The following is a 23,752-nucleotide window of genomic DNA, read 5'->3' as shown; positions in this document are numbered from 1 at the left end:
ACCGCGTTACCACTCTAATTGATTCAGCCATAGCTAAATCCAACTTAAAACCCGTTAACGGAGGTCACACGTAAAGACTTACTATTCATTCAGTCTTACCGCTCTTTGAGCGAGTTCAATGATTCGTTTTACTGCGTTGCACCACCCCGCAGCTCTCTAAAAAAACGGATGTTCATCTACTATTCTCAAGTCAAAGCGTTTATAGTCAATTTGTATATTCATCAAAGATTTTATTTTTTAAATATACTGACTAACCACGCAATTGTCAACATCCTTTTTCAGACATTCTCTTTTAACGAATCCAAACAGCGACTTCATCCATCGGACGGCGCGTTTTGCCGCGCTTCGGCTCAGTCACACGATAACCAAAGGCTGCCATGACAGAAATATCATACTGACCATCCTCAAGCAGCCCTTCTTCATCTAGAATGCGATGAATCTCATCGTAGCTGAATCCCTCGACCGAGCATGAATCAATGCCAATTTGTGCAGCGGCTGTCATCATGTTTCCAAGAGCAATATACGTTTGTTTTGAAGCCCAATCAAAGAGCGTGCGTTCATTTTCTAACAAATGAAGATCATTCTCTTGGAATTCTTGGTAGCGTCCCTTCACCATCTCGAACGTTTCGTCTGACATTCCTTTGATTTGCTTGTTGATATATTCTGCATATGCTGAATCATAACGGGCGTCTGTTCTTGCCAAGATGATCACAAAATGGCTGGCAGTAGGAAGCTGCTTTTGCGCTCCCCATGTATACTCTTTTAATTTTTCTCTAAATGCTTCATTTTGAACAACGAGGAACTTCCAAGGCTCAAACCCTACAGAGCTTGGGGAAAGTCTTCCTGTTTCTAAAATAAATGCAAAATCATCCTCTGGTATTTTTTTCGTTGGATCAAACTCTTTTGTCGCATGGCGGAACTCATACGCCTCAATGATTTCTTTTTTTAATTGCTCTTTGTCTCGCATTGTATTCATCCTTTCTATTAACCAATTAGGGCGTTAGTTTCATCAATCCAATTTCTTTCCATTTCCATATAGAAATTGTTATGATAAAAAAACAACAGCCCGAATGTGTGATGTGATATCTCTATGGTATAAGAAAAGCTTCGAGTGATTCAAGTACGCACATTTTTGTTCGTTAGTTACCATCTTGTTCGTATATCACCAAATTTGTCTAAGAAAGGCGTGTTAAGATGAGTGCACCATCCAACCCAGTCAGTATTGTCAATCATGGCTGTCCCGTTTCAGTGACGACAAGTGTCATAGGAGGGAAATGGAAAGGAGTGATCCTTTATCATTTGACTTGCGGACCAAAACGCTACAATGAATTGCGCCGGCTGCTGCCAAGAATTTCTCAGCGTGTCCTCACACTGCAATTGCGTGAGCTTGAACAAGACGGCGTTGTCCATAGAGAAGTCTATGAGGAGGTCCCCCCTCGTGTCGAATATTCCCTCACTTCTCTCGGAAATACATTAAAGCCTATCATCTTCGCCATGCGTGAATGGGGCGAATCCTACGGGAAAGAAGCGCGCCCAAAAGAAAAAAGCTGCCATCTCTAGCAGCTTTTTTTTAAGATGAAATTGCCGTTGGTTTTTGCTGTGGATCATCCTTCACAAACAGGATGCCAAGCTGATGATGCTCCCCTTCGTAAGAAGCACGTTTCTCAAATCTTGTCTGACCATTTAAGCCAATGATCTCGAGCTTTGTTAGAGCACGATTGGTTTGAAGGGCTTCATAAAATTCCGAAACGGTTTTGACTTCAATTCCATTCACTTTTGTGATGACTTCTCCGATCTCAAGCTTTAAATCAGCCGCTGGTGTATTTGGAATAATCCCCAGCACCATCAGCCCTTGATTACGCTTAGAGAAGTAGAACGGGGCAGCATTGTCATTGACCCTCTGCTTCCATGAGAGAAAGGCTCTTCCTATCACCGCAATCAATACAGCTCCCCAAGCAATCGGTTCAAACCAAATACTTGCAGCACCTAATAAGGCGACAGCGAGTCCGAGCATGAGAATACGCCGCGCTGTAATTTGAATACTAACAATTGGCAGTGAGCCTTGAATTCTCTGACCGAATCCGATGATATATGGAATCAAAATAAATGAAAAGCTTTGATCATGCACTTGAAGCACCGGCCACCATGGCAGAGAAGAAGTGAATTCACCTGCCGGCATTAGCAAAACAAGCGGTAAAAGCCACAGACGGTTTGCCCGCTGCTGACCAATTAAAAGTCCTCTCGCACTCATCACCATAGCAGGCGATGTACGTAAATGCGCCGTTCGATAGGCTAGAATTCCCTCGGTCATTAATAGAAGTCCTAGCAGAATGACAACGGCTGATGCATTCATCATTGAGAGCTGCGGCAGCCAAGAATGACTCACTTGGAAATGCATCAGTCCAAGTGCCGCAATAAAACTGAAACCGAGTGTGTATGCAGACGAAAGCGCACTCGCCTTAAAGAATAAAGAGAAAACGATGGTCATCGCTGCAATCAGCACGATGAATCCAGGGGGGAGGGCAATCCCTAAGCCTACTGAAATAACGGATAGGCAAATCCCTAGAATCCATCCCTTTGAATATGTAAATTTAAGTTCATCGTATACATCTTCTATTCTTGTTTGAAACGCTTTTCTCTCCCGCTTTACGCGGATGTAGCCATGCAATAGGCTGATTAATATCATGAAATAAAAAAGAGGATGGATTAAAAACAGACCGACCGCTTTTAATCCGGCTCCCATCCACTCCGAGCTCATTATCGTTCACCGCCCAAGTCAAGCATTTTCTCTTATTCTATCAAATAAATCGATGCTTGACATCAGGTTTATTTCTCCTGATTCATCCAAAGTGTGACATTCGACAGTGAAAAATCTTTTAAGTAGTGATTGACATCTACATCTAGTATGCCGCCGAGCAGCTGCATCGACCTCTTGATGTCGGTTAAGTTTATACCAAGTCTCTTATGATTATCCATTAAATAATTGAAGTATATCTCAGCACAGTCTTCATCGATTTCATCGACTGATTCTACCGTTGTGTAATTGACCAAGTACCTGCTTAACAGCATGAGCAGACTTAATGCCTTTGTAGCGGAAAACGTCACATCTTTCGTACGACTCTTAAGTTCCTCTACCAACTCGTAATATTTTTTCTCTCTCACAATACTTGCCCTTTTCAATTGTGTACCCCCATTTACTAGTTCTTTTAAGAAAAGCGCAAACCTCGGTACAGCTTAATGCTCAAGCTGAATATCCGCAAAAAATAAAATATTTAAAATGAGTGCTACTTTTTATTGTAAGAATTATTTATGTAACATACAACTTTCAAAAGTTTCATTTTCATGACATGTTTAAATCAACAGAAAGTCTCTTATATACATATGTTATCGGGTAAAATTGAAGGAATGTTATGTTTTTTGTAAAATAAATGAATATATTTCTCGATATAATTTATTTTTAATCATAAATTATTACATGTTCATGACACTTATGAACCAAAAAAAAGAGGCTATTATTCGCCTCTTTATTTTTTAAGATATAGTGCTTTTAGTGCAGTCTGTAATTGAAGGTCATTTTTTTCGTATGATTTCACTTCATCCACCATTTTGTTCATCATTTCTGCTGTTTTTAAATCAATGACACCTGATTTATCGAGATTGTATGTGCTTTGGAAGGCAAGTACGGCCTTTTTCGTTTCTTCATCAAAGTATCCATCTACTCTGCCAGGGTCAAATGACAATCCCTTTAACAGCGTCTGCGCTTGTCTCACTTCTTCATTGTTCATATCAAGCTGAAGGGGTTCTTTCAGCTGAAGCGGACCTGCGGTAAAGTAATCCGGCTGATGAATCGCAATTGTCGGTACGACGCCTTTTTTGTGAATCCAATTGCCTTTTGGCGTGAGCCATTTATACAGCGTTAATTTAATATTACTTCCATCTCCCATCGGAACCGCCTGCTGCACAGTTCCTTTTCCAAAGGAGACATCACCGACAACTTCATACTTTCCAGCTTCTTTCATGGCTCCAGCAAGTATTTCCGAAGCGGAAGCACTGCCTTTATCAATTAAGACGTTGACTGGGTAAGGCTTTTGTTCTTTTAGTTTTGAAAAATATCGTTTCCGGTCGCCATTCCGTTCTGCGATTTGAATATAGGGCTGATCCTTCGTAATAAAATGCTTCAAAATATCTTCCACACTTTGCAGATAGCCGCCAGGGTTTCCTCTCACATCCAGTACAAGACCTTCTATGCCCTTTTTCTCGAGCTGTTTCAGGCTTGACGTGAAATCCTTCGCCGTATCTTCAGAGAAGCTGGAAATCGCAATATAGCCTGTTTTATGACCATTGACCTCTTTTACAGAGGAAGTCACTGTTTCAAGCGGGATTTCTTCTCGTTTGATATGGAACGTCAGCTCTTTTTCAATCCCGTTTCGTTTGATTGTTAAGGCGACAGACGTACCTTTTTTTCCTCTTATTTTCAGTACAGCATCGTTTAAGCTTTTTTCTTTCATCGGCTCACCGTCAATGCTGATGACCTCATCTTTTGGCTTTAGACCTGCTTTTGCCGCAGGGGATTTTTTAAAGGCGGAGACGATAATGATCTTTCCTTCATCCATCCCCACTTCTGCCCCAATTCCCTCAAAGGAAGAATCAAGCGAATCAGAAAATTGCTTTGCGGTCTGCTTGTCCATGTATACTGAATACGGATCGTTTAACGTCGAAAGCATTCCTTGGATCGCGCCTTCAAGCAGCTTTTGCCGATCCACTTCCTCTACATATTCATTTAAAATAAGGTCATAGGCTTTCTCGATCTTTTCCATCCCATTCTCTTTCGCCTTATCACTTGATTGAGCTTGTCCAGCCATTGCAGCGGCTGCTTGCGGTGACTCCGCATGAGTTCCCTCTTTATGCGTCATCACACCTGCACTTATTAAGAGAACGACACTTGCCATAATAGATGCGATTTGTTTTTTCATATTTGGCCTCCTTCTTCAACTCTTCCTGATGACCTGAGTTATTATATGCCAGAAGAAGGGATTTCATGTAAAGACATTCTCCCGTGAAGGCTTGACGAATCATTTTATTAGGTGTAATTTTTATTTTGTTATGATTGAGAAGGAGTCTTCGCTATGTATATTATCTTGACGATGCTTTTATTAGGAATTTTATTAGGTTTTGTAGGAGCAGGCGGGGCGGGATTTGTCATCGCATTGCTTACATTAATTTTTGATATCCCTATCCATACCGCACTTGGGACGTCATTAGCCGCTATGGCATTTACGACACTATCAGGTGCATACAGCCACTACCGAGAAGGGAACATTCAGCTGAAATCTGGTTTGATTGTCGGGGCTCTTGCTTGTATCGCTTCTTTTGCTGGGGCTAAGGTTGCTCCTTTTATTCCAGAAGAAAGTCTGCACTATTTAACAGCAGGAATGCTTTTTTTATCCGCTGTTTTTATGATGATCAAACTATTTGTTCTTAATGAAGAGGCTGAACAGCAGCCGCTTTCTTCACGTCAGCTGATGACAAGAGGCATTATTTTAGGCCTTGTATCTGGGATGCTGTCAGGCATGTTTGGTATCGGGTCTGCACCATTCATTCAAGTAGGGCTTTTGATTTTACTTAAGCTGTCGATTAGGCAAGCCGTTGGCACGACCATGCTTGTCATTATTCCGATTTCCATCGGCGGTGGAATTGGATATATTTCAGAGGGTTATGTTGATTTTATCTTGCTGATTCAAATATTAATTGGAACCGTATTAGGCGCATTTATCGGCGCGAAATTTACACGCCTTGCACCGAAGCTCTTATTGAAATCAGCTGTTCTGTTAACACCTATTATTGCCGGATTACTGCTGCTGTTTTAATTCTATCTAGACCAAAAAAGCCGATAACATCATGTTATCGGCTTTTTGATTAGCGGATATATTGCGCTGGATTGACTGCATTTGATTTTGCGCCATTCCATAATCCTTTATGAATTTCAAAATGAAGATGCTGACCATGCGATTGGCCAGTATTTCCCATATAGCCAAGGAATTGTCCTTGTTCAACTCTCTGTCCTGTTGACACACTTCTTGTAGACAGGTGGGCGTATACAGTTTGATATGTCTGTCCATTGATATTGTGCGTAATGAACACAACATTTCCATAGCTCGATGAGTAGCTTGAGTTTGTGACGGTTCCAGATGCTGCTGCATAGACAGGAACTGTGCCCTTTGCTGCAATATCTAATCCGAAGTGGTTTCCGCCAGAACGCCCGCCAAAACCAGATGAGAATCGGCCAGCAGCTGGTTTAATAAAGCCTGAGCTGCTTGCTGGTGTATCAGATACTTGATCTGAGCCGCCGCTGTGAGGTGCAGGTGCATTTTTTTCAGCTGCTTGTTTTGCTTTCTTCGCTTCTTCCTTTTGTCGGTGTGCTTCCTCAGATTTCACTGCCGCTTTTTGATTCGCTAGGATTTCTTGTTCATTCTCAAGCTTGCCTAGTTCATCATGTGCATGATTTTTTTTATCTGTCACATCACCTAAAATGTGTTCTTTTTCTTTGTGCTTCTTAGATAAATCTTTTTTCAGTGCTTCTAGCTCTTTCAAAGATGTTTCAAGTCCGCTTAGCTGATTATTTAGCTCTGCTTCTTTTTGCTCCACCAGCTTTAAATCATTTTCATGTTCTGTAATCATGTCTTTGTCTGCTTCGACAATCGTTGTGACAGCCCCAACACGACCGACAAAATCACTAAAGCTGCGAGCACCTAGCAGCACATCTAAATAGTTGATCGTACCGCCGCTTTTTTGCATTGAACGAATTCGGTCTTTGAAAATGGCTTTTCTTTTTTCAATTCGCTCATTGATGACTTGAATGTCTTTTTTTAGCTTCTTGATCTCTTGCTTCGTTTTTTTAACTTCTTTCTCTTTTTCAGCGACTTTTTCAGTTGCAGTACTTACCTTTTGGTCAATTTGTTCAATTTCTTTCTTGAGCTTTGATTCTTTCTTTTCAAGCTTTGCCAGCTCTGATTTCTTCTTCTTCAAGCTTGATTCAGTCTTCGATGTTTTCTCTTCGATTTGTTGACGTTTTTGATCTAGGTCTTCGTATGCGAATGCACGATTCTCGTTCCCTGGAATGTATAGCCACGTTGTTCCAATAAACGCTGCCATTCCAGCCATCATCAGCTTTCTTTTCAAAACGATATTCCCCTCCCATGACAACTGTCGACATGAAGAGCCGACCGGATGAATCGGATCAACCGGTCACATCTTCTATAGAAATCTCGAATGCTGCCATCAAAATATATTTATACTTTTAAGAATTTACGGATAGACGTTAAGCTTCCCCATACCCCAATGATTGCACCGATCACTAGCAGGATCAGTGATACTTGATAGACAAACGGGTTGTATGGAAGCATTGAAATAAATGAGCCTTGTACTCTCGGTGCGACCCAGCCCACTGCATATTGATACGTGCCAAGCAATAGAGCAATAGGTATAATGGAGCCAAATACACCAAGCAATAATCCTTCAATGAAGAATGGCCAGCGGATAAACCAGTTCGTTGCACCTACCAGCTTCATAATCTCAATTTCTTTACGTCTAGCAAAAATCGTAATTTTGATCGTATTGGAGATTAAGAACATAGCTGTAAATAACAGCCCAATAATGAGCACAATACCGACATTACGCGCTACTCCGACTACATTAAAGAGTCGGCTGACCTCTTCTTTTCCATAGGTTACTTTATATGTACCCTTTAGTTTTTCTAATTTCTTCGCTACTTTTGGTGTATCGTGAGGATCTGTTGTTTTCACAATAAACGCATCGTTTAATGGATTTTCTTGATCAACAAGTCCCATGGATTGTCCATTTTCTCCAAAGCTTTTAATCAGTGCTTTCAGTTCGTCATCCTTAGATGAGTACTTCACATCACTGATTTCAGGAATCTTTTCAATTTCTGCTTTTAATTCATCCTGCTGCTTTTGATTCGCCGTTAATTCGATTAATACTTTTACTTCTACTTCTTTTTCAGCGTTCGATGCCATGTTATTCAAGTTGAGCATAATCACAAGGAAAACCCCAACTAAAATCAATGTGACAGTAACCGCACTAATTGATGCAAATGTCATCCACGTGTTTCTTCCAAGTGAACGGAAGCTCTCACGTAAATGCCGCGAGAGAGTTTTAATCATAAATTCCGTACTCCCCTCTTGCTTCGTCACGCACAATCATTCCATCTTCGATTGCGATGACGCGTTTCTTCATGGTGTTTACAATTTCTTTGTTGTGTGTCGCCATAACCACTGTTGTTCCGCGGTTATTAATCTCTTCGAGCGTCTTCATGATTTCCCAGGAAGTGTCTGGATCAAGGTTTCCTGTCGGCTCATCTGCAATGACGACCTCAGGGCTATTGACAATCGAGCGGGCAATAGACACACGCTGCTGTTCACCGCCGGACAGCTGGTCAGGAAATTGACGCGCTCTGTGCTTTAGCTGAACCAGATCGAGAACATCAAGCACTTTTTTCTTAATGATATGAGGCTGTTCACCAATCACTTCAAGAGCAAATGCTACGTTCTCAAACACAGTAAGAGTTGGAAGTAGCTTGAAATCTTGGAATACTACGCCAATTTCTCTTCTTACGTAAGGAATTTCTTTTTCCTTCATTGATCCTAAATCTTTGTTATTAATTAAGATTTGCCCTTTGGTTGGCTTCTCTTCACGATACATCATTTTGATGAAAGTGGATTTACCAGCACCACTTGGACCAACAACATACACAAACTCTCCTGGATGGATAGAGACATTGATTCCATTGATCGCCTTTACGCCATTAGGATAGATCTTGTAGACTTCCTTCATTTGAATCATGTAATCACCTAATCTTTTCTTATTCGCTGACTAACAGCTTATCATGATGTTTTGACACTTCTCGTCAAAAAACGTTATGTATGGTCACGCACATACCCTTCGATACTTACTAACAATTTATGTCCTTTTCATCCAAAAAGATGAAAAAATTGAATCGTCTAAATTTCAACAACTCCAATTATACGTCATGAATCGACGCAATGGTATTACATTTATATTTCAAAACTTATAAATAAAAGGTAAATAGAACAATCAAAACCGAAAAACATGCCTTTATACCCTTATTTTTTAAATAAAATTTAATATAATGCGTTTTCATACTATCCAAAAGTCTTTTTCTACATATAAAAAAACAAAAAAACCTTGTCGATTAGACAAAGGTTTTATTTTTTCTCTGCAAGCCATTTTGCTACTTCTTTTGCTTGCTTCTCATCTACCATACCGCTTGGCATAGAGCCTTTACCATTTTGCGCAATATCTGCGATCTGGCTTTCATTATATTTCTTCCCTACTTCTTTCAGGCTTGGTCCGCCTCCGCCAGATAGGTCTTTCCCATGACAGCCAATACAGTTTTGCTGATAGATCTCCTCACCACTGCTCACAGATGATGCACTTTTGCTGCCTTCTTTGTCACTGCTGCTTGAATTTCCTCCACAAGCCGCGAGAACAAGAAGCATCGCTGCAAACAGCATCGTTAATCCGCTTTTTTTCATCTATTTCCCTCCCTTACAATCATTTGGTCAACGCTATTATATCCTTGTTTATGCCCTTTTAAAACCCTCACCAAGCACCTCTTTTGCATCCATCACGATGACAAATGCTGATGCATCGATTGCTTTCACCACTTGTTTCAACTTTGTGAATTGTGACTGCCCAACGACACACATCAAAATTGGGCGGTCATGATCGGTATATCCTCCGACTGCTGAGATCTTCGTCACACCACGGTCAATTTGATCAAAAACCGCCTGTCTGACCTCATCTTCATGCCCTGTAATGATCATTGCCATTTTTGAATGACTGAAGCCAGCCTGTACCACATCAATCGTTTTACTAGAAATAAACACACCAATGACCGCGTATAGCCCCTCTTCAATTCCAAAGACCGTCATCGCAGCCAGAACAATCAAGCCATCCATCATCGCTAAACAGGTGCCTAGCGTGAGTCCTGTGTACTTATTGATGATTTTGGCAGCGAGTGCCGTTCCACCAGTTGATCCATTTCCAAGGAACACGAGCCCTATTCCGATCCCAATGACCACACCGCCAAAAATAGCCGCCAGCAGTGCTTCATGTGTGACAGGTGCAATATGTCTTGTGACAAACACCATGAAAGGTAAAAAAATCGAGCCGACGAGTGTTTTCACTCCAAATGTACCGCCTAATAAATAAAAGCCAGCGATAAACAGGGGAATATTGAGCCCCCATTGCACATAAGCCGCTTCAAAGCCGAATGACTGCATAATGGTACTAATGCCGCTCACACCGCCTGCTGCAATCTGATTCGGTAATAATAACGTATTAAATCCAATCGCCACGATGGCTGATCCGATTAAAATGAACAAATAATTTTTCACTTCGATCCAAAATTGTGAATGTTCCTGCTTCATGTCTTTCTTCCTCCGTTACTTCTGAATGCACACCTATTTTAAGCCCTCTTAAAACGATTGTAAATAACAGCCAAATGCAGTGCTAATGGATTAATACTTTATCACACAGACGGATCAGCGCACTTGCCGGTTGGCATAGGAGTAAATGATGGTATATTTAATATGTACTTGAGAAAGAAGGGGCATGCGATGAAGAAAATACTGAAGATAACAGGTTTGACATTACTTGCACTGATCATCTTAGCTTTTGGTGCTTTCTATACATGGAGCCGCTTTACATATGGACCATCAGAAGCATTAAAAAAACAGGTGAACATTGAGCAAGTGGAACATAAAAACAATGTTTATACATTTAAAGCACCAAAAAGTGATACTGGCATCATTCTCTATCCTGGGGCAAAGGTGGAACCACTTGCGTATGCCTATATCGGGGATACGCTGATGAAAAAAGGCTACTCTGTCTTTATCCCTGACATGCCATTTTCCTTTGCGATTTTCAATCCAAACAAAGCGCAGGACATCATCAAAGATCACCAAACAATCAAACACTGGTATATTGGCGGACATTCACTTGGCGGGGCAGCTGCCGCTATGTTTGCAGAAAAAAATCAGAGCAAGCTCGATGGACTCTTTTTCCTAGCATCTTATCCAGCATCAGATGATCTGAAACAATCTTCATTGAAAGTCCTTTCTATTTCAGGTGAAAAGGATGGGCTGGCAACACAAGAGAAAATCAAGAAATCGAAAGCAAATCTGCCGTCTCAAACCGTTTATCATGAAATAAAAGGCGGGAATCATGCGCAATTTGGCATGTATGGCAAACAAAAAGGGGATCACCCTGCGGACATTCCAGCCCTGTCGCAGCAAAATGATCTCATTCAGACAATGCTTGACTGGCTTAAGCCAGCAAAAAAGCTCCCGTAATGGGAGCTTCAGCGTGTAGACAAACCCTCGCATTCTTTGTCAGTCCTGCGCGTTGGTGCTCACGAATGTTCGATTCGCTCCGCGCCAATGCTCGTCCTTCCTAGACTTCAAAGGTTTTCTATCACGCTGAAAAAAAGAAGACAAAGAGCTAAAATAAAGATCATTTTAGCCCTTTGTCAACAGTCTGAAAGCTCCCGTAATGGGAGCTTTTCATTATTATTTTTTTGTCACTTCTAAAAATTCTTCAGCATCTGCTACAGCCAAACGAATGGCTTCTTCCCAAAATGCTTTTTGGGTAAGGTCAACGCCTAGATGCTTTTTGGCTAAATCTTCTACTGTCATTGAAGCAGTATCTTTTAATAATGCAATGTATTTCTCCTCAAACGATGTACCAGCCTGCAATGCTTTTGCATAAATTCCTAACGAGAACATGTATCCAAAGGTGTATGGGAAATTATAAAATGGAACATTCGTGATATGAAAATGCAGCTTAGACGCCCAGAAATGCGGATGGTATTCATCTAATGAGTCACCGAACGCTTCCTTCTGTGCTTCGACCATCAATTCATTCAACCGATCAGCCGGCACTTCTCCTTTTTTACGCTCTTCATAAAAGCGCTGTTCAAATAAGAAACGAGATTGAATGTTCATGAAGAAAGCTACACTGCGCTGCAGCTTATCCTCTAACAGGCTGAGCCGCTCCTCTTCATTTGCCGCTTCTTTTAAAGAGGCATCAGCTACAATCATTTCTGCAAAGGTCGACGCTGTTTCAGCTACATTCATTGCGTATTTGCGATTCAGAATGCGAACATCCTGCATCACTTCCTGATGGAACGAATGACCAAGTTCATGCGCTAGTGTCGCCACATTGGATGGACTTCCTGAGAAAGTCATAAAAATACGTGATTCTCCGCTGTCAGGGAAATTTGTACAAAAGCCGCCTACCCGTTTGTTTGGACGGTCCTCAGCTTCTACCCAGCGTTCATTAAAGGCTTTTTCTGTAAAAGCAGCGAGCTCTTCTCCAAATCCAGCGAAATGTTTCACAATAAAAGCAGCTGCTTCTTGATAAGGATAGATTTTGGTCTCACTGCCGATAGGAGCCCCAACATCGAACCAGCTCAGCTTATCCACTCCAAGCATGTCAGCTTTTCGGTGTAAATAATCAATGAATGGCTGCTTATGTTCATCAATCACAGACCACATCGCATCAAGGGTTTCTTGTTTCATACGGCAAATTTCAAGCGGCTCTTTTAAAATGTGCTCCCAGCCTCTTGCTTCATACACTTGCAAACGAAAACCAGCAAGGTGATTGAGCGTACTAGCAAATAAATGTTCATCCTGCGTCCACGCATGCTCTAGGTTGTGGTAAACGGCCTTTCTGACTTCACGATCTGAATCATCCATCGCATTTTCTGCTTGGCCTACAGAGATCATCTGTGTTTCTCCATGCTGTTCAAACGGAATGGTAATTTTATTCACTAAGCTGGAATAAAGCTCATCCCACGCATGGTACCCATCTACAGCCAGCTTTTGAATCAGCGTTTCTTGTTCAACAGGTAATTGATCCTTCACACGGTCTCTCCGCTCATTTAATATGTAGCGGACATCTGAAAAGGCTGTTGAATTCATCAGTTCTTCCCACTTGTTTGCTGGGATAGCAGCAAGCGCTTGATCAAACAGTGCAAGGATTGTTCCTAAATCAGCTTCCAGCTTGGCAATCGTACCTCGAAGGCTGCCTGCTTTCATATCCTTCGTATTTTGGGCTTGGAGGCAGGTTACAAATGAACCTGCTTGAGATAATTTTTTATATGTAGTTTCATACGTGTCAAGGACAGACGTTAATTTGCTTTCAATGTGTGTATCTTCTTTTGAAAAGGCATTCACCTTTTGTCGTAATTCATCTAATAGCTGCTGAATATGTTGCAGGTATGTCTTAAATTCTGGTGAAGAACTGCCTCCTTTAAAAAAGGCATCTAAATCCCACGTTTCTTGCAATGGTGTTAATCCCAAAATATTTCCCCCTTTATTTGCTAATTTCATCATACAAAGGATATAGAATCAGTATGTCGTATGTATTCCTTTATATTCATTATATTTTCTCACAATTAAAAAAACCCGGCAAGAAGCCGAGTTTTTATGATAATTTCGAACGCAGGTACGCATCGATAAATGAATCTAAATCTCCATCCATCACCGCTTGAACATTTCCCATTTCCGTATTGGTTCGATGGTCTTTCACAAGAGAATAAGGGTGGAATACATAAGAGCGGATTTGGCTTCCCCAGCCAATTTCTTTCTGCTCTCCTCTGATTTCGTCCAATTCTGCCTGCTGTTCTTCGATCCGTTTTTGATAAAGTTTCGATTTCAGCATTTTCATCGCACGTTCTCTGTTTTTAATTTGTGATCTTTCTGTTTGGCATGTCACGACGACATTCGTTGGAATATGTGTGATACGAACGGCAGAGTCCGTCGTATTCACGTGCTGGCCACCTGCTCCGCTTGCACGATACGTATCTACCTTGATATCCTCTGTCCGAATATCAATATCAATTTCTTCATTGAATTCCGGCATGACATCACAGGAAACGAAGGATGTATGTCGGCGGCCAGAAGAATCAAAAGGAGAAATACGAACTAAACGATGGACACCTTTTTCAGCTTTTAAGTAACCGTACGCGTTATGCCCTTTGATGAGCAAAGTCACAGACTTAATTCCTGCCTCATCACCTGGAAGGTAATCAAGCGTTTCGACCTTAAAGCCTCTGCGCTCTGCCCAGCGAGTGTACATTCGCAGAAGCATAGAACCCCAGTCCTGTGATTCAGTTCCGCCTGCACCTGGGTGAAGCTCCAGAATGGCATTGTTTTTATCATAAGGTTCGCTTAAGAGAAGCTGCAGCTCAAATTCGTTAAACTGCTTCGTTAAGTTCTTCAGCTCTTTTTCAAGCTCTGCATGAAGCTCCTCGTCATAATCTTCCTTTAATAAGTCATGCGTCATTTGCAGCTCTTCATGCGATTCACTGAGCTCATGGTAGGAATTCACAGAATCCTTCAGTGCATTGGCTTCATTGATAACGCCTTGAGCTTTTTGCTGATCATTCCAAAAATCAGCCTCTGACATCGTCGCTTCAAGCTCTGCGATTTTGGCCTCTTTTGTTTCTAAGTCAAAGAGACCCCCTAAAATCAGCTAGCCTGCTAGCCATATTTTCAAGCTCTTGTCTAATTTCTACTAATTCCATATCCTTCACCTCATAGATGTATGGGGGCTGACATGAATAGAAAGAGGTTTTCACCTCTTTCCATTACTTATTCTGTCTTCCCATGACAATTTTTATATTTCTTGCCGCTTCCGCAGTGACATGGGGAGTTTCGTCCAATGTCTACGACTTTACGTACCGGCTTCTTCTTCACTGTCTTCTCCTCATCGCCCTCTTGCGGCTGATGAGCCGTTGTTTGACCTTGAACCACTTCTTCACGTTCTAGGTTGTTTTGGATTTCTGATTTCAAGACATACTTGGCCACGTCATCTTCAATTGAAGCAACCATATGCTCAAACATCGCAAATCCTTCCATTTGGTATTCACGAAGCGGATTCGTTTGTGCGTACGCACGTAAATGAATACCTTGGCGCAGCTGATCCATTGCATCGATATGGTCCATCCACTTCGAATCCACCGCACGAAGAACGATGACTTTTTCAAATTCACGCATTTGTTCTTCGCCAAATGTTTCTTCTTTTGCATCGTATTTTTCTTTAATACGATCCATGATGAAGCTTGTGATTTCATCTGCTTCTTTACCGAAGATATCTTTGACCGTAATGGCACCTTCGTCTAAATAGTTCGTGTTGATTAATTCAACAAGACCATCTAGTTTCCATTCTTCAGGCAGCTCTTCTTTTGGCGTATAAGATCCCACAGCACGCTCAATTGAAGATTGGATCATATTGATGACAATTGATTTTAAGTTGTCAGAATCGATGACTTCAAAACGCTGTTTGTAGATTACTTCACGCTGTTGACGAAGCACATCGTCATATTGCAGAAGCTGCTTACGGGAATCAAAGTTGTTCCCCTCTACACGTTTTTGAGATGATTCAACGGCTTTAGACACCATTTTACTTTGGATTGGTGTAGAGTCATCCATGCCAAAGCGGTCAAGCATCGCCATCGTCCGCTCTGCACCAAATCGGCGCATCAATTCATCTTCCATGGAGAGATAGAATTGGGTAATCCCTGGGTCTCCTTGACGTCCAGAACGTCCGCGAAGCTGGTTATCAATACGACGGGATTCATGACGCTCTGTCCCGATAACAGCCAGACCTCCAAGTTCTTTTACACCTTCGCCAAGCTTGATGTCTGTACCACGTCCTGCCATGTTTGTTGCAATGGTCACAGCACCTTTTTGACCAGCCTCTTCAATAATTTGTGCTTCACGCTCATGGTTTTTTGCGTTTAACACTTGATGAGGAATGCCTTTATTTTTAAGCAGCTTAGAAATAAGCTCAGATGTCTCAACTGCTACTGTTCCGACAAGAACTGGCTGCCCTGTCATATAGCGCTGCGCAACATCCTCAGCCACTGCTTTAAATTTACCATCCATTGTGCGGTAAATTAAATCAGGTCTGTCATCACGAACCACTGGTTGGTTGGTCGGGATTGACACAACCTGCATGTTATAAATGTTACGGAATTCTTCTTCTTCCGTTTTTGCTGTACCAGTCATACCAGATAATTTTTCATACATACGGAAGTAGTTCTGGAACGTAATTGTTGCCAGTGTCATGCTTTCGTTCTGCACTTCAAGACCTTCTTTTGCCTCGATGGCTTGATGCAGACCTTCACTATAACGGCGTCCTTTCATTAAACGTCCTGTGAAGGAGTCAACGATGACTACTTGGCCTTCTTCTACCACATAATCCACGTCTTTTTGCATCGCAACATGTGCCTTCAGTGCCTGAGCGATGTGATGGTTCAGCGCAACATGTTTGACATCAAACAGGTTCTCAATGCCGAATGCTTTTTCCGCCTTCGTCATTCCGCTTTCAGTCAGCTGCACACTTTTTGTTTTAATATCATACGTGAAATCATCTTCGATTTTTAATGTGCGGACAAATGCATTGGCTTGTACATAAAGCTTTGTTGATTTCGCAGCTTGTCCTGAAATAATAAGAGGTGTTCTCGCTTCATCAATTAAAATGGAGTCAACCTCATCGATCACGGCATAATGAAGCGGTCTCTGAACCATTTGCTCTTTGTAAAGCACCATGTTATCTCGTAAATAGTCAAAGCCGAGTTCATTGTTTGTTGAATACGTGATATCAGCGGCGTACGCTTCTCTTTTTTCATCTTTGTCTAAGCTGTTTAAGTTTAAGCCGACTGTTAAACCAAGAAACTCAAAAATTTTGCCCATTTCCTGCGCATCACGGCTTGCCAAATATTCGTTGACTGTCACGATGTGGACGCCTTTTCCAGAAAGAGCATTTAAATAAACAGGCATTGTTGATGTCAATGTTTTACCTTCACCTGTTTTCATTTCAGCGATGTTACCTTCGTGAAGCGCGATGCCCCCCATGAGCTGCACCTTAAACGGGAACATTCCTGTTACGCGGCGGGATGCCTCGCGAACCGTTGCAAATGCTTCAACCAGCAGGTCATCCACGGATTGTCCTTTTTCAAGTTTTTCTTTAAATTCAATCGTTTTATTTCGTAAAGCCTCGTCAGATAATTTTTCAAAATCTTGAGCGAGAGCTTCGATTTCATTTGCCTTTTTTTCATATCGGCTGATCGTACGTTTCGTAGGATCAAACACTTTGTTTAAGATTCCAAGCATATAATAACGCTCCTCTATTTCATGCAATTTTTCGGCATGTCCAAAAGTTTGACAGGTCCATATTTACCTGCATTTATCATACCATACCTTCTTTCATTTCCAAAGAATTTGCCATAATTTCGCACAAAAAACCCGCCCCTAATGAAGGGAACGGGTTTACTTTATTTAGGTTGTTTTTAAATCAGCATCAACTGATATTTAAGCGTTTGGCTCAATGAGTCCATATTTACCGTCATTTCGGCGATAAACCACATTGGTCAAATTTGTCTCAGCATTTGTGAAAACGAAGAAACTATGACCTAACATGTTCATTTGGAGAATGGCCTCTTCACTATCCATCGGCTTTAAGTTGAAACGTTTTTGTCTGACGATTTCTGTTTCATCAATCTCTTCGTCATCTTGAACTGCTACTTCAGCCGTACCATTTCCTCCAGCAAATAAGTGCTTTTTGGCACCTTGCTCGCGGAATTTACGGTTTACTTTTGTTTTGTGCTTTCTAATTTGACGTTCTAATTTACTGGCTGCTAGGTCTACTGCATTGTACATATCCTCATTATGCACCTCAGCTCGAAGTGCTAGATCAGTCATTGGAATGGTAACCTCAACTTTAGATTCTTGATCGTTGTAAAACTTCAAGTTCACGTTGACTGAAGCATCTACATCTGTCTCAAAATAACGCTCCAGCTTTCCAATTTTTTTCTCGACATGATCTCTTAGTGCAGGTGTTACGTCGATGTTTTCTCCTCTGACATTGTAATTCATGTAAAGAACGCCTCCTTTAAAATTAAGGATATGTAAACCTATTTCTACTTTTCCCTCCTTTTCTCCTGCTCAAACGTAAAAAAAATGTGAATATTTATTGAAATTTGTCGAATTTTGCGGTGCTTCAACTGTTGCTTGATAGGTGATGAATATATATTCGGCTGATTCTTGAAAAAGACCAGCGCACATTAAATGGTAAAAGATGAAATCGATGTTTTCAGCGATTGAGATAAGGATTTTAAATCCTCCGCAGCGGCTTTCATCTCTTCATTGGCGGCTAATGATTCTTCAACAGCAGCAGACATGTACTCTGTTTCTTCTGAGTTTCGTTTCGCACCTTCTTCAATGACACCAACTGTTTGAGAAATTTCCTCTGTACTAGCAGAAATTTGTTCTGCAGTGGCTGACAGCTCTTCTGCTTTCATTGAAATATCACGAATAGATTCCAAGATTTCATGGAAGCTCTGTTCAGATAATTGTGATACTTTTACACCCTTTGCTACATCCCGCTCGACCTTCGTCATCGATTGTGATGACTTTTCTGTATCTTTGTTCACGTTTTCGAGTAATTGACTAATTTGATCTGTCAGCTGACTAGATTCTTCTGCCAGTTTTCTCACTTCATCTGCTACAACTGCAAAGCCTCTTCCATGCTCTCCTGCCCTTGCTGCTTCTATAGCTGCGTTTAAAGCAAGCAAATTCGTCTGGTCAGCAATGGCATGGATATGACCTAACAGATCTTGAATGCCTGTAAACTGCGCTTGCACATGGGTCATTGTAGAATGGTGTTCATTCACAGACTCTTTTATAGAACTCATTTGTTTCACAAACTGTTGAATAAGGGCCGCGCCCTCTTCAGCCTTTTCAGTCACTGAAATTGAGTGACCCGAAACATCGGATGTGTGTACAGATGCATTTTGCATGCCAGTCGACACTTCCTGAATGGCGGATGCTACTTTTCCGACCGCATCTGATTGTTCACGTGAAGCTTCACTGACCTGTTCAATCGAGCTAGATGTCTGCTCACTAGCCGATAACGTTTGACTGATGGTTTCCTCAAATTGAGCAGCAGAATCAGCAAGCTGCCTTGATCCGCTTTGCACCTGCAAAATAAGCTGACGCAAATGAGCCGTCATTTGATTAAAGGCTGTGCCGAGTTGACCAATCTCATTTTTAGAGGTCACTTCAATCTCTTCAAGGGTTAGATCACCATCTGCCATCCTTTTTGCGGCATTTGTGACAGAAACAATTGGTTTTGTCATGCGATGAACAAATCTGATCCCAATCACCAAAAGGCCAACAATAATCGCTGCACTGACCAAAATGAGTGTAAGCAATAATTGATTACTATCTTGATTGAGCTGATTGATTTTTTGATCACGTTGTTTTAGCTGATGTTGAGCGAACTCTTTTGTAAAGGTATGTATTTCTTGTTCGATAGGTTGTAATTCTTGACTGAGGCGGGTGTTGAATTCTTTTTGATTTTGCATATTTAATGAATTAAATAATCGATTTGTTGAGGTGTAGTAGAGATAATTTTTTTCTGAGATTTGATCTAATAGATTTTTTGCTTGTTTGACCGTACTCATTTTCGAAGCTTCTGCTGTTTTCTTATTAATATCTTCATATGTTTGCTCAATTTTCTGCAAATTTTCAGCATCTTGTACGACGACATATGTTTTAATCTGTGCTTCCTGCTTTTGAAGAAGCGCTTCTAATTCAAGCGAGGTCTGATAAAGCTTCACTTCCTTGCTTAATAACGCTTTATAGGATTGATCTGTTTTGTAATAGAGAAAGCTTGAGAAGCCTAACATACTGACAAACAATACACATATGACAATAAGCCCAAATAAAAATTGATTTTTTAGTCTCATAAATTCCTCCGAATGGTCTGAATTGGACAAAAATTAATGAATGACATACGGCCTCATACAGGCATGTATTTCATCCATCCACTTTCTATATTCAGGTATAAAGTATGTTTTCAGGAATGATTGGAAGTGATTTGAAGGGAATGTATAGAAAGCTAGTATATCAAAACTTAAAAATATTTGATCAAACGAACGAATCGTTTTGGCAAAGTGTTCATTTTCAATAATTGAAAGCAGAAGAGGATGTGTTGTGTCTAAATGAAAGAAGGCATGGATCAGATCATTAAAGATCCGATCCCCTTCTGTTTTGTCAAAATCCTTCTCAATTTCATCTAAATAGTTTAGACTCTCTTCTATCGTGTATAGAAGTTCATAATATGTGGTTAATAAAATATAGTCATTTGAACGATACGCCACAGGTCTCACCTATTTATTTCCGTTTATCGTAGTATACGCCGTCACTCGTTATGGGCTGGTATGGATTTTGATAATTCAGCTGTTTTGTTTTCTTTTTTTGAATGGCTTGAATATCTGCTTTTATCCCATTTTGGATAACCGTTAATTGTTGCGCCATCTGTTGATCTGTTTGGATGATTTCTCGAATTTTCTCTTTTTCTTGATCCGTCAATACATGCTGTATATCTCTCATTAATTCGTCTCTCTCAATTAAAAAGGCATCAAAGTCTTCAACAAGTGTCTCACTTTGCGGATTTTCCGCTATTTCGGCTGCCATTTTTAATGTTTGATCATGCAGCTGGTCCACAATACTCATAGAGAACCCCCGATAGAGTGGTGACGGCCTTTTCGATCGGTTTGAATGACTTCCTTCCACGCATCACGGAAATCAGTTACATACTCTTCTACTTCATTCAATATCTCTTCGTCATTTTGAAGATTGGCTTCTATCAGTCTGCGATAAATGTAATCATACATACTTGCCATACTCTTTGATACGTCATAGGAACGATTTAAGGTGACATTTAATTCTTGAATGATGTTTTGAGCCTTTTTTAGGTTCAAGTTTCTCGTTTCTGCATCCTCTTTTTGAATGGCATGCTTCGCTATTCTGATGAACTTTAAGCAGCCTTCATAAAGCATAAGCGTCAACTCGGCAGGTGTTGCGGTCTCAATAGAATTTTTCTGATAGGCGGCATAAGGGTTCTGTATTGCCATATGTTATAAACCTCCAATTATTGTCCAAGCAGTTGAGAAAGGTAGCCAGATTGGTTGTTTAGCTTTTGAATTGCACTATCCATGGCGTTAAACTTCGTATAGTAACGGGCTTCAACCATCTTCAAACGGTCTTGGAACGTACTCATTCGTTTGGTCAAAGAGTCAAGGTCCTTACCAAGTCCGTATTCCTTTAATTCCATAGTTGTGCTGCCAGCCTTTTTTTGAATGCTCTTCGAAAAGTCTGATAAGGAATTTTTGACACGATAGATAATTCCTTGTTCTTGATATTGCTGCTGCGCTTTGTCTTTATCCTTTGAATCCACATTTAAACTACCCGATATAAACATTTGTCTGACCTTCTCCGGGTCTTCTTCAATAGCTTTCTTTAATTTCTCTACTCCATTACTATCCTTACTAAATTCAAGCTTTCCGCCATCTTTATAGCTGGATGATGTCGAAATACCGATTTGTGTGAGTTGAATTTTATTCCCATCACTTGTCGTAATATTAGCATACAAATCACTTCTTATTTTAGAGGCACCAGATCGTAAAATGGAATCACTTCTCAGCAAGCCAGACTTCGCGGTCGTTTCCCATAGCTCTATTTCTTTTTCAGACATCGCTTTTTTCTCTTCAGCCGTTAATGGATGATAGTCCCTGTTTTTCTTTTCATTGACTTTACCATTAATCTGTTCAACAAGCTCATTGTATTTATCAACAAATTGCTTAATTTTATCATAGATTGCATCCACATCTGTTGAAACGTTTAAGCTGACGGGCTGATCTGTGGTTGCTTTAAGCTCGTACGTAATATCAGCCTGTGTGAATGTATTGTTGTTATTTTCCATTTTCAGACCATTAATCTCGTATTGTGCCTTCTGTCCTTGAGTAGTCGCAACTAATTTGTTATCTCCATCTACTTGGAAGCCTAATTGCGTTAAAAATGAAGCCGAATTGCCATCAGCTGCTTTAATACTGACGCCTTCACCCGTTGTCCGAGAAGTAAGAGCAATTGTATCCACGTAGTTAGTGCCATCAGAGATTTGGCCTTTGTAAGCCGTCACACCTAATTGAGCGTTGTTTAGCTTTTTCACGATGTCATCGATTGTATCGGAATCAGAAGTATTGATCGTCACCATTTTCGGTTTTGTTGAATCTGGTGTCGTCACTTCAAACGTAAACGTGCCATTTGCTGGTGTAAATCCAGATGTACCAGAGGATTTGAAGACAGAAGCTGTCGCTAGTTGAGTGACATGAATAGAGCCAGAGGTCGCATTTGTTGATCCAGTTGCTGTGACAGCAGATTCATTAGAGCTTGTCACCTTTTTGGCGCCATATGTACTTGGACGCGTTAAGTTTAAACTGTTGATCAAATCATCTAATTCTTTAATTTTCGAGTTAACCTCGCGATAGCTGTCTCTTTGCCATTCAAGTGTTTGTTTCTGACGCGTCATTGTATCAAGTGGTGCTTGCTCCGTTTTCATCAGCTTTGATACGATTTCATCAATATCGAACACATTTGAAAATCCAGTAATACGATTGACCATTATTTATGTTCTCCCTTCATTTACATTCTTTTATCTACAAATAGACCGACAATTTCTGTCATTGCTGCATAGAAATCAAGCCATTCCTTAGACGGAATTTCTCTTATGACTTCTTCTGTTTGGTTATCTACGACTTTGACATAATATTCATTGAGTTTTTCATGTAATTCGAATTGAAGATGAAATTGAGTAGGTTCAATCAGCTTGTTTGCGCCTTGAAGCGTTTTTTCAATTTCTTCTTTTGAAACAGCTCTGCCATTTGCTTGTGAGTCAGAGTTTACATTGTCATTCTGGTTATTAGAAACACGGGTTTGAAATGCATCGATAATTGGCTCTAGCGATGTCAACTTACCAACAGACATAGTTATTCAGCTCCTGTGCTTTAATCTATCTTTTATATCGGCTTTGAATTTGCAAATTAAATATAGATGGACCGATTTGTTAAAGTTTCCTATAGATCATGAACATCTGTATCGAAACGCTTTCACACGGAGAAGGACAGCTGAATGCGATAAAAAAATCCTCACTTTTTTTGTGAGGATAATTGAGAGAGGAGATCTAATGTTAAACTCGCAGCACGATTGTTCTCTTCTTGAATAGACAGGTACACTTCTTTCCTGTGAATATCGATGTGCTTAGGAGCCTCAATCCCGACTTTCACTTGATCGCCTTCGATTGAAATAATCTTGACTTCAATATCATCGCCTATTTGAATCGACTGGTTTAATTTACGAGACAGCACTAACATGAGGATGCCACCTCTAACAAATGTTTTGTATGATAGGCTGAATCATGCAAAATCACCTGCTTGGCTTTCATGTTTTTCCGGTTCACAATAATAGGCGCTCTTAAATTGGCTGTCGTTTTTTCAATAGATGATTCCATTGTTAAAATAACCATTACTTCCACATCATTGGCATCTTCTACTTCCAGAATGTCTACAACCGTTTCGTCTAAATCAAATTCGTATTGATTGAAGAATAAAAACGGGCTGCTGACGATAAAACCTAATGCCGAGTTATTTAATGATTGAAGAACTAAAAATGGAGACTCTTCTGATAAAGGCAAAATGACAAACTGTTTTTGATCCAGAAATCCTGGTATCCCGTTAGAGAAGTGAATGATTTGCTCCTCTTTGATTGTCACTTCACCATGGTATTTTGTTTGAATGATCATA

Annotated in this window: 24 protein-coding genes, 1 pseudogene and 1 other annotated feature (1 of these 26 cut by a window edge); of the genes and pseudogenes, 3 read left to right on the top strand and 22 right to left on the bottom strand. The window is 40.6% G+C overall.

All coding sequences use genetic code 11. The features are described from left to right. Positions 1-203 (bottom strand) — a binding site (T-box leader); it reaches 22 nt to the left of the window's first position. Positions 204-292: 89 nt separating this feature from the next. Next, positions 293-967: an NAD(P)H-dependent oxidoreductase gene (locus M1D84_RS02740; RefSeq protein WP_458106398.1), complete on the bottom strand. Its 675-nt coding sequence runs from the start codon at positions 965-967 to the stop codon at positions 293-295. Between the two features lie 227 nt (positions 968-1,194). Here M1D84_RS02740 and M1D84_RS02735 point away from each other — a divergent pair, with 227 nt between their 5' ends. Next, the gene (locus M1D84_RS02735) at positions 1,195-1,560 is read left to right on the top strand and encodes a winged helix-turn-helix transcriptional regulator (RefSeq protein WP_024423595.1); all 366 of its coding nucleotides are present in this window, start codon (positions 1,195-1,197) and stop codon (positions 1,558-1,560) included. A gap of 10 nt (positions 1,561-1,570) precedes the next feature. Here M1D84_RS02735 and M1D84_RS02730 read toward each other — a convergent pair whose 3' ends face one another. The 3 genes from M1D84_RS02730 to ctpB form a co-directional block, all read right to left on the bottom strand. Further along, positions 1,571-2,758 (bottom strand): PDZ domain-containing protein, encoded by a 1,188-nt coding sequence (locus tag M1D84_RS02730; protein WP_024423596.1) that lies wholly within the window; start codon positions 2,756-2,758, stop codon positions 1,571-1,573. Positions 2,759-2,826: 68 nt separating this feature from the next. After that, complete coding sequence (locus M1D84_RS02725; RefSeq protein ID WP_007500014.1) at positions 2,827-3,180, bottom strand: swarming motility protein SwrAA; 354 nt, start codon at positions 3,178-3,180, stop codon at positions 2,827-2,829. Between the two features lie 344 nt (positions 3,181-3,524). Beyond that, positions 3,525-4,973: a carboxy-terminal processing protease CtpB gene (ctpB, locus tag M1D84_RS02720; protein WP_044335916.1), complete on the bottom strand. Its 1,449-nt coding sequence runs from the start codon at positions 4,971-4,973 to the stop codon at positions 3,525-3,527. A 153-nt stretch (positions 4,974-5,126) separates the two neighbouring features. Here ctpB and M1D84_RS02715 point away from each other — a divergent pair, with 153 nt between their 5' ends. Beyond that, positions 5,127-5,867: a sulfite exporter TauE/SafE family protein gene (locus tag M1D84_RS02715; protein WP_024423598.1), complete on the top strand. Its 741-nt coding sequence runs from the start codon at positions 5,127-5,129 to the stop codon at positions 5,865-5,867. Positions 5,868-5,916: 49 nt separating this feature from the next. Here the strand turns inward: M1D84_RS02715 and M1D84_RS02710 are convergent, their stop codons facing one another. The 5 genes from M1D84_RS02710 to M1D84_RS02690 form a co-directional block, all read right to left on the bottom strand. Continuing rightward, on the bottom strand, positions 5,917-7,179 hold the full coding sequence (locus tag M1D84_RS02710) for a murein hydrolase activator EnvC family protein (protein ID WP_024423599.1): 1,263 nt from the start codon (positions 7,177-7,179) through the stop codon (positions 5,917-5,919). A gap of 110 nt (positions 7,180-7,289) precedes the next feature. Beyond that, complete coding sequence (gene ftsX, locus M1D84_RS02705; protein ID WP_024423600.1) at positions 7,290-8,180, bottom strand: permease-like cell division protein FtsX; 891 nt, start codon at positions 8,178-8,180, stop codon at positions 7,290-7,292. Then, positions 8,173-8,859 (bottom strand): cell division ATP-binding protein FtsE, encoded by a 687-nt coding sequence (ftsE, locus tag M1D84_RS02700; RefSeq protein WP_024423601.1) that lies wholly within the window; start codon positions 8,857-8,859, stop codon positions 8,173-8,175. The genes ftsX and ftsE overlap by 8 nt, the downstream gene beginning before the upstream one ends. Before the next feature lie 383 nt (positions 8,860-9,242). Next, positions 9,243-9,572, bottom strand: a complete 330-nt coding sequence (gene cccB / locus M1D84_RS02695) for a cytochrome c551 (protein WP_024423602.1) — start codon at positions 9,570-9,572, stop codon at positions 9,243-9,245. A gap of 48 nt (positions 9,573-9,620) precedes the next feature. After that, a complete protein-coding gene (locus M1D84_RS02690; RefSeq protein ID WP_024423603.1) occupies positions 9,621-10,469 on the bottom strand; it encodes a YitT family protein in 849 nt (282 codons plus the stop codon). A 189-nt stretch (positions 10,470-10,658) separates the two neighbouring features. Between M1D84_RS02690 and M1D84_RS02685 the strand changes: the two genes are divergently transcribed. Beyond that, a complete protein-coding gene (locus M1D84_RS02685; protein WP_458106397.1) occupies positions 10,659-11,393 on the top strand; it encodes an alpha/beta family hydrolase in 735 nt (244 codons plus the stop codon). Between the two features lie 216 nt (positions 11,394-11,609). Here M1D84_RS02685 and M1D84_RS02680 read toward each other — a convergent pair whose 3' ends face one another. From M1D84_RS02680 to fliW, 13 genes and pseudogenes are all read right to left on the bottom strand, one after another. Next, a complete protein-coding gene (locus M1D84_RS02680; RefSeq protein WP_024423605.1) occupies positions 11,610-13,403 on the bottom strand; it encodes a M3 family oligoendopeptidase in 1,794 nt (597 codons plus the stop codon). 124 nt (positions 13,404-13,527) lie between these two features. After that, positions 13,528-14,629 (bottom strand): peptide chain release factor 2 gene (prfB, locus tag M1D84_RS02675; protein WP_098677688.1). Its coding sequence is split into 2 segments (ribosomal slippage): positions 13,528-14,556 and positions 14,558-14,629, totalling 1,101 coding nucleotides; the frame shifts between segments, so codons are not numbered across the junction. A gap of 67 nt (positions 14,630-14,696) precedes the next feature. After that, positions 14,697-17,222: a preprotein translocase subunit SecA gene (gene secA / locus M1D84_RS02670; RefSeq protein WP_024423607.1), complete on the bottom strand. Its 2,526-nt coding sequence runs from the start codon at positions 17,220-17,222 to the stop codon at positions 14,697-14,699. A 198-nt stretch (positions 17,223-17,420) separates the two neighbouring features. Next, on the bottom strand, positions 17,421-17,984 hold the full coding sequence (hpf, locus tag M1D84_RS02665; RefSeq protein WP_024423608.1) for a ribosome hibernation-promoting factor, HPF/YfiA family: 564 nt from the start codon (positions 17,982-17,984) through the stop codon (positions 17,421-17,423). Between the two features lie 188 nt (positions 17,985-18,172). Then, positions 18,173-19,120: a methyl-accepting chemotaxis protein gene (locus tag M1D84_RS02660; RefSeq protein WP_458110437.1), complete on the bottom strand. Its 948-nt coding sequence runs from the start codon at positions 19,118-19,120 to the stop codon at positions 18,173-18,175. Between the two features lie 39 nt (positions 19,121-19,159). Beyond that, a pseudogene (locus tag M1D84_RS02655) lies at positions 19,160-19,204 on the bottom strand (hypothetical protein); the annotation flags it as partial. 687 nt (positions 19,205-19,891) lie between these two features. Then, positions 19,892-20,272, bottom strand: a complete 381-nt coding sequence (locus M1D84_RS02650) for a hypothetical protein (protein WP_024426250.1) — start codon at positions 20,270-20,272, stop codon at positions 19,892-19,894. A gap of 13 nt (positions 20,273-20,285) precedes the next feature. Continuing rightward, positions 20,286-20,627, bottom strand: a complete 342-nt coding sequence (locus M1D84_RS02645) for a flagellar protein FliT (protein WP_073207589.1) — start codon at positions 20,625-20,627, stop codon at positions 20,286-20,288. Continuing rightward, entirely contained in the window at positions 20,624-21,028 is a 405-nt protein-coding gene (gene fliS, locus M1D84_RS02640) for a flagellar export chaperone FliS (protein ID WP_024423612.1), read from the bottom strand. Before fliS ends, M1D84_RS02645 begins: the two co-directional genes overlap by 4 nt. A 17-nt stretch (positions 21,029-21,045) precedes the next feature. Next, positions 21,046-22,575, bottom strand: a complete 1,530-nt coding sequence (locus tag M1D84_RS02635; RefSeq protein ID WP_024423613.1) for a flagellar hook-associated protein 2 — start codon at positions 22,573-22,575, stop codon at positions 21,046-21,048. Between the two features lie 20 nt (positions 22,576-22,595). Continuing rightward, positions 22,596-22,937, bottom strand: coding sequence for a flagellar protein FlaG (gene flaG, locus M1D84_RS02630; RefSeq protein ID WP_039181788.1), 342 nt, complete (start codon positions 22,935-22,937; stop codon positions 22,596-22,598). 161 nt (positions 22,938-23,098) lie between these two features. Beyond that, complete coding sequence (gene csrA, locus M1D84_RS02625) at positions 23,099-23,323, bottom strand: carbon storage regulator CsrA (RefSeq protein WP_122631682.1); 225 nt, start codon at positions 23,321-23,323, stop codon at positions 23,099-23,101. Then, complete coding sequence (fliW, locus tag M1D84_RS02620; RefSeq protein WP_024423615.1) at positions 23,317-23,751, bottom strand: flagellar assembly protein FliW; 435 nt, start codon at positions 23,749-23,751, stop codon at positions 23,317-23,319. Before fliW ends, csrA begins: the two co-directional genes overlap by 7 nt. Position 23,752: the final 1 nt, after the last annotated feature.

Source organism: Bacillus sp. PK5-006 (genome assembly GCF_054161415.1).
The sequence above is the reverse complement of the archived record's forward strand: the minus strand, read 5'-3'. Positions and strand labels throughout refer to the sequence as shown.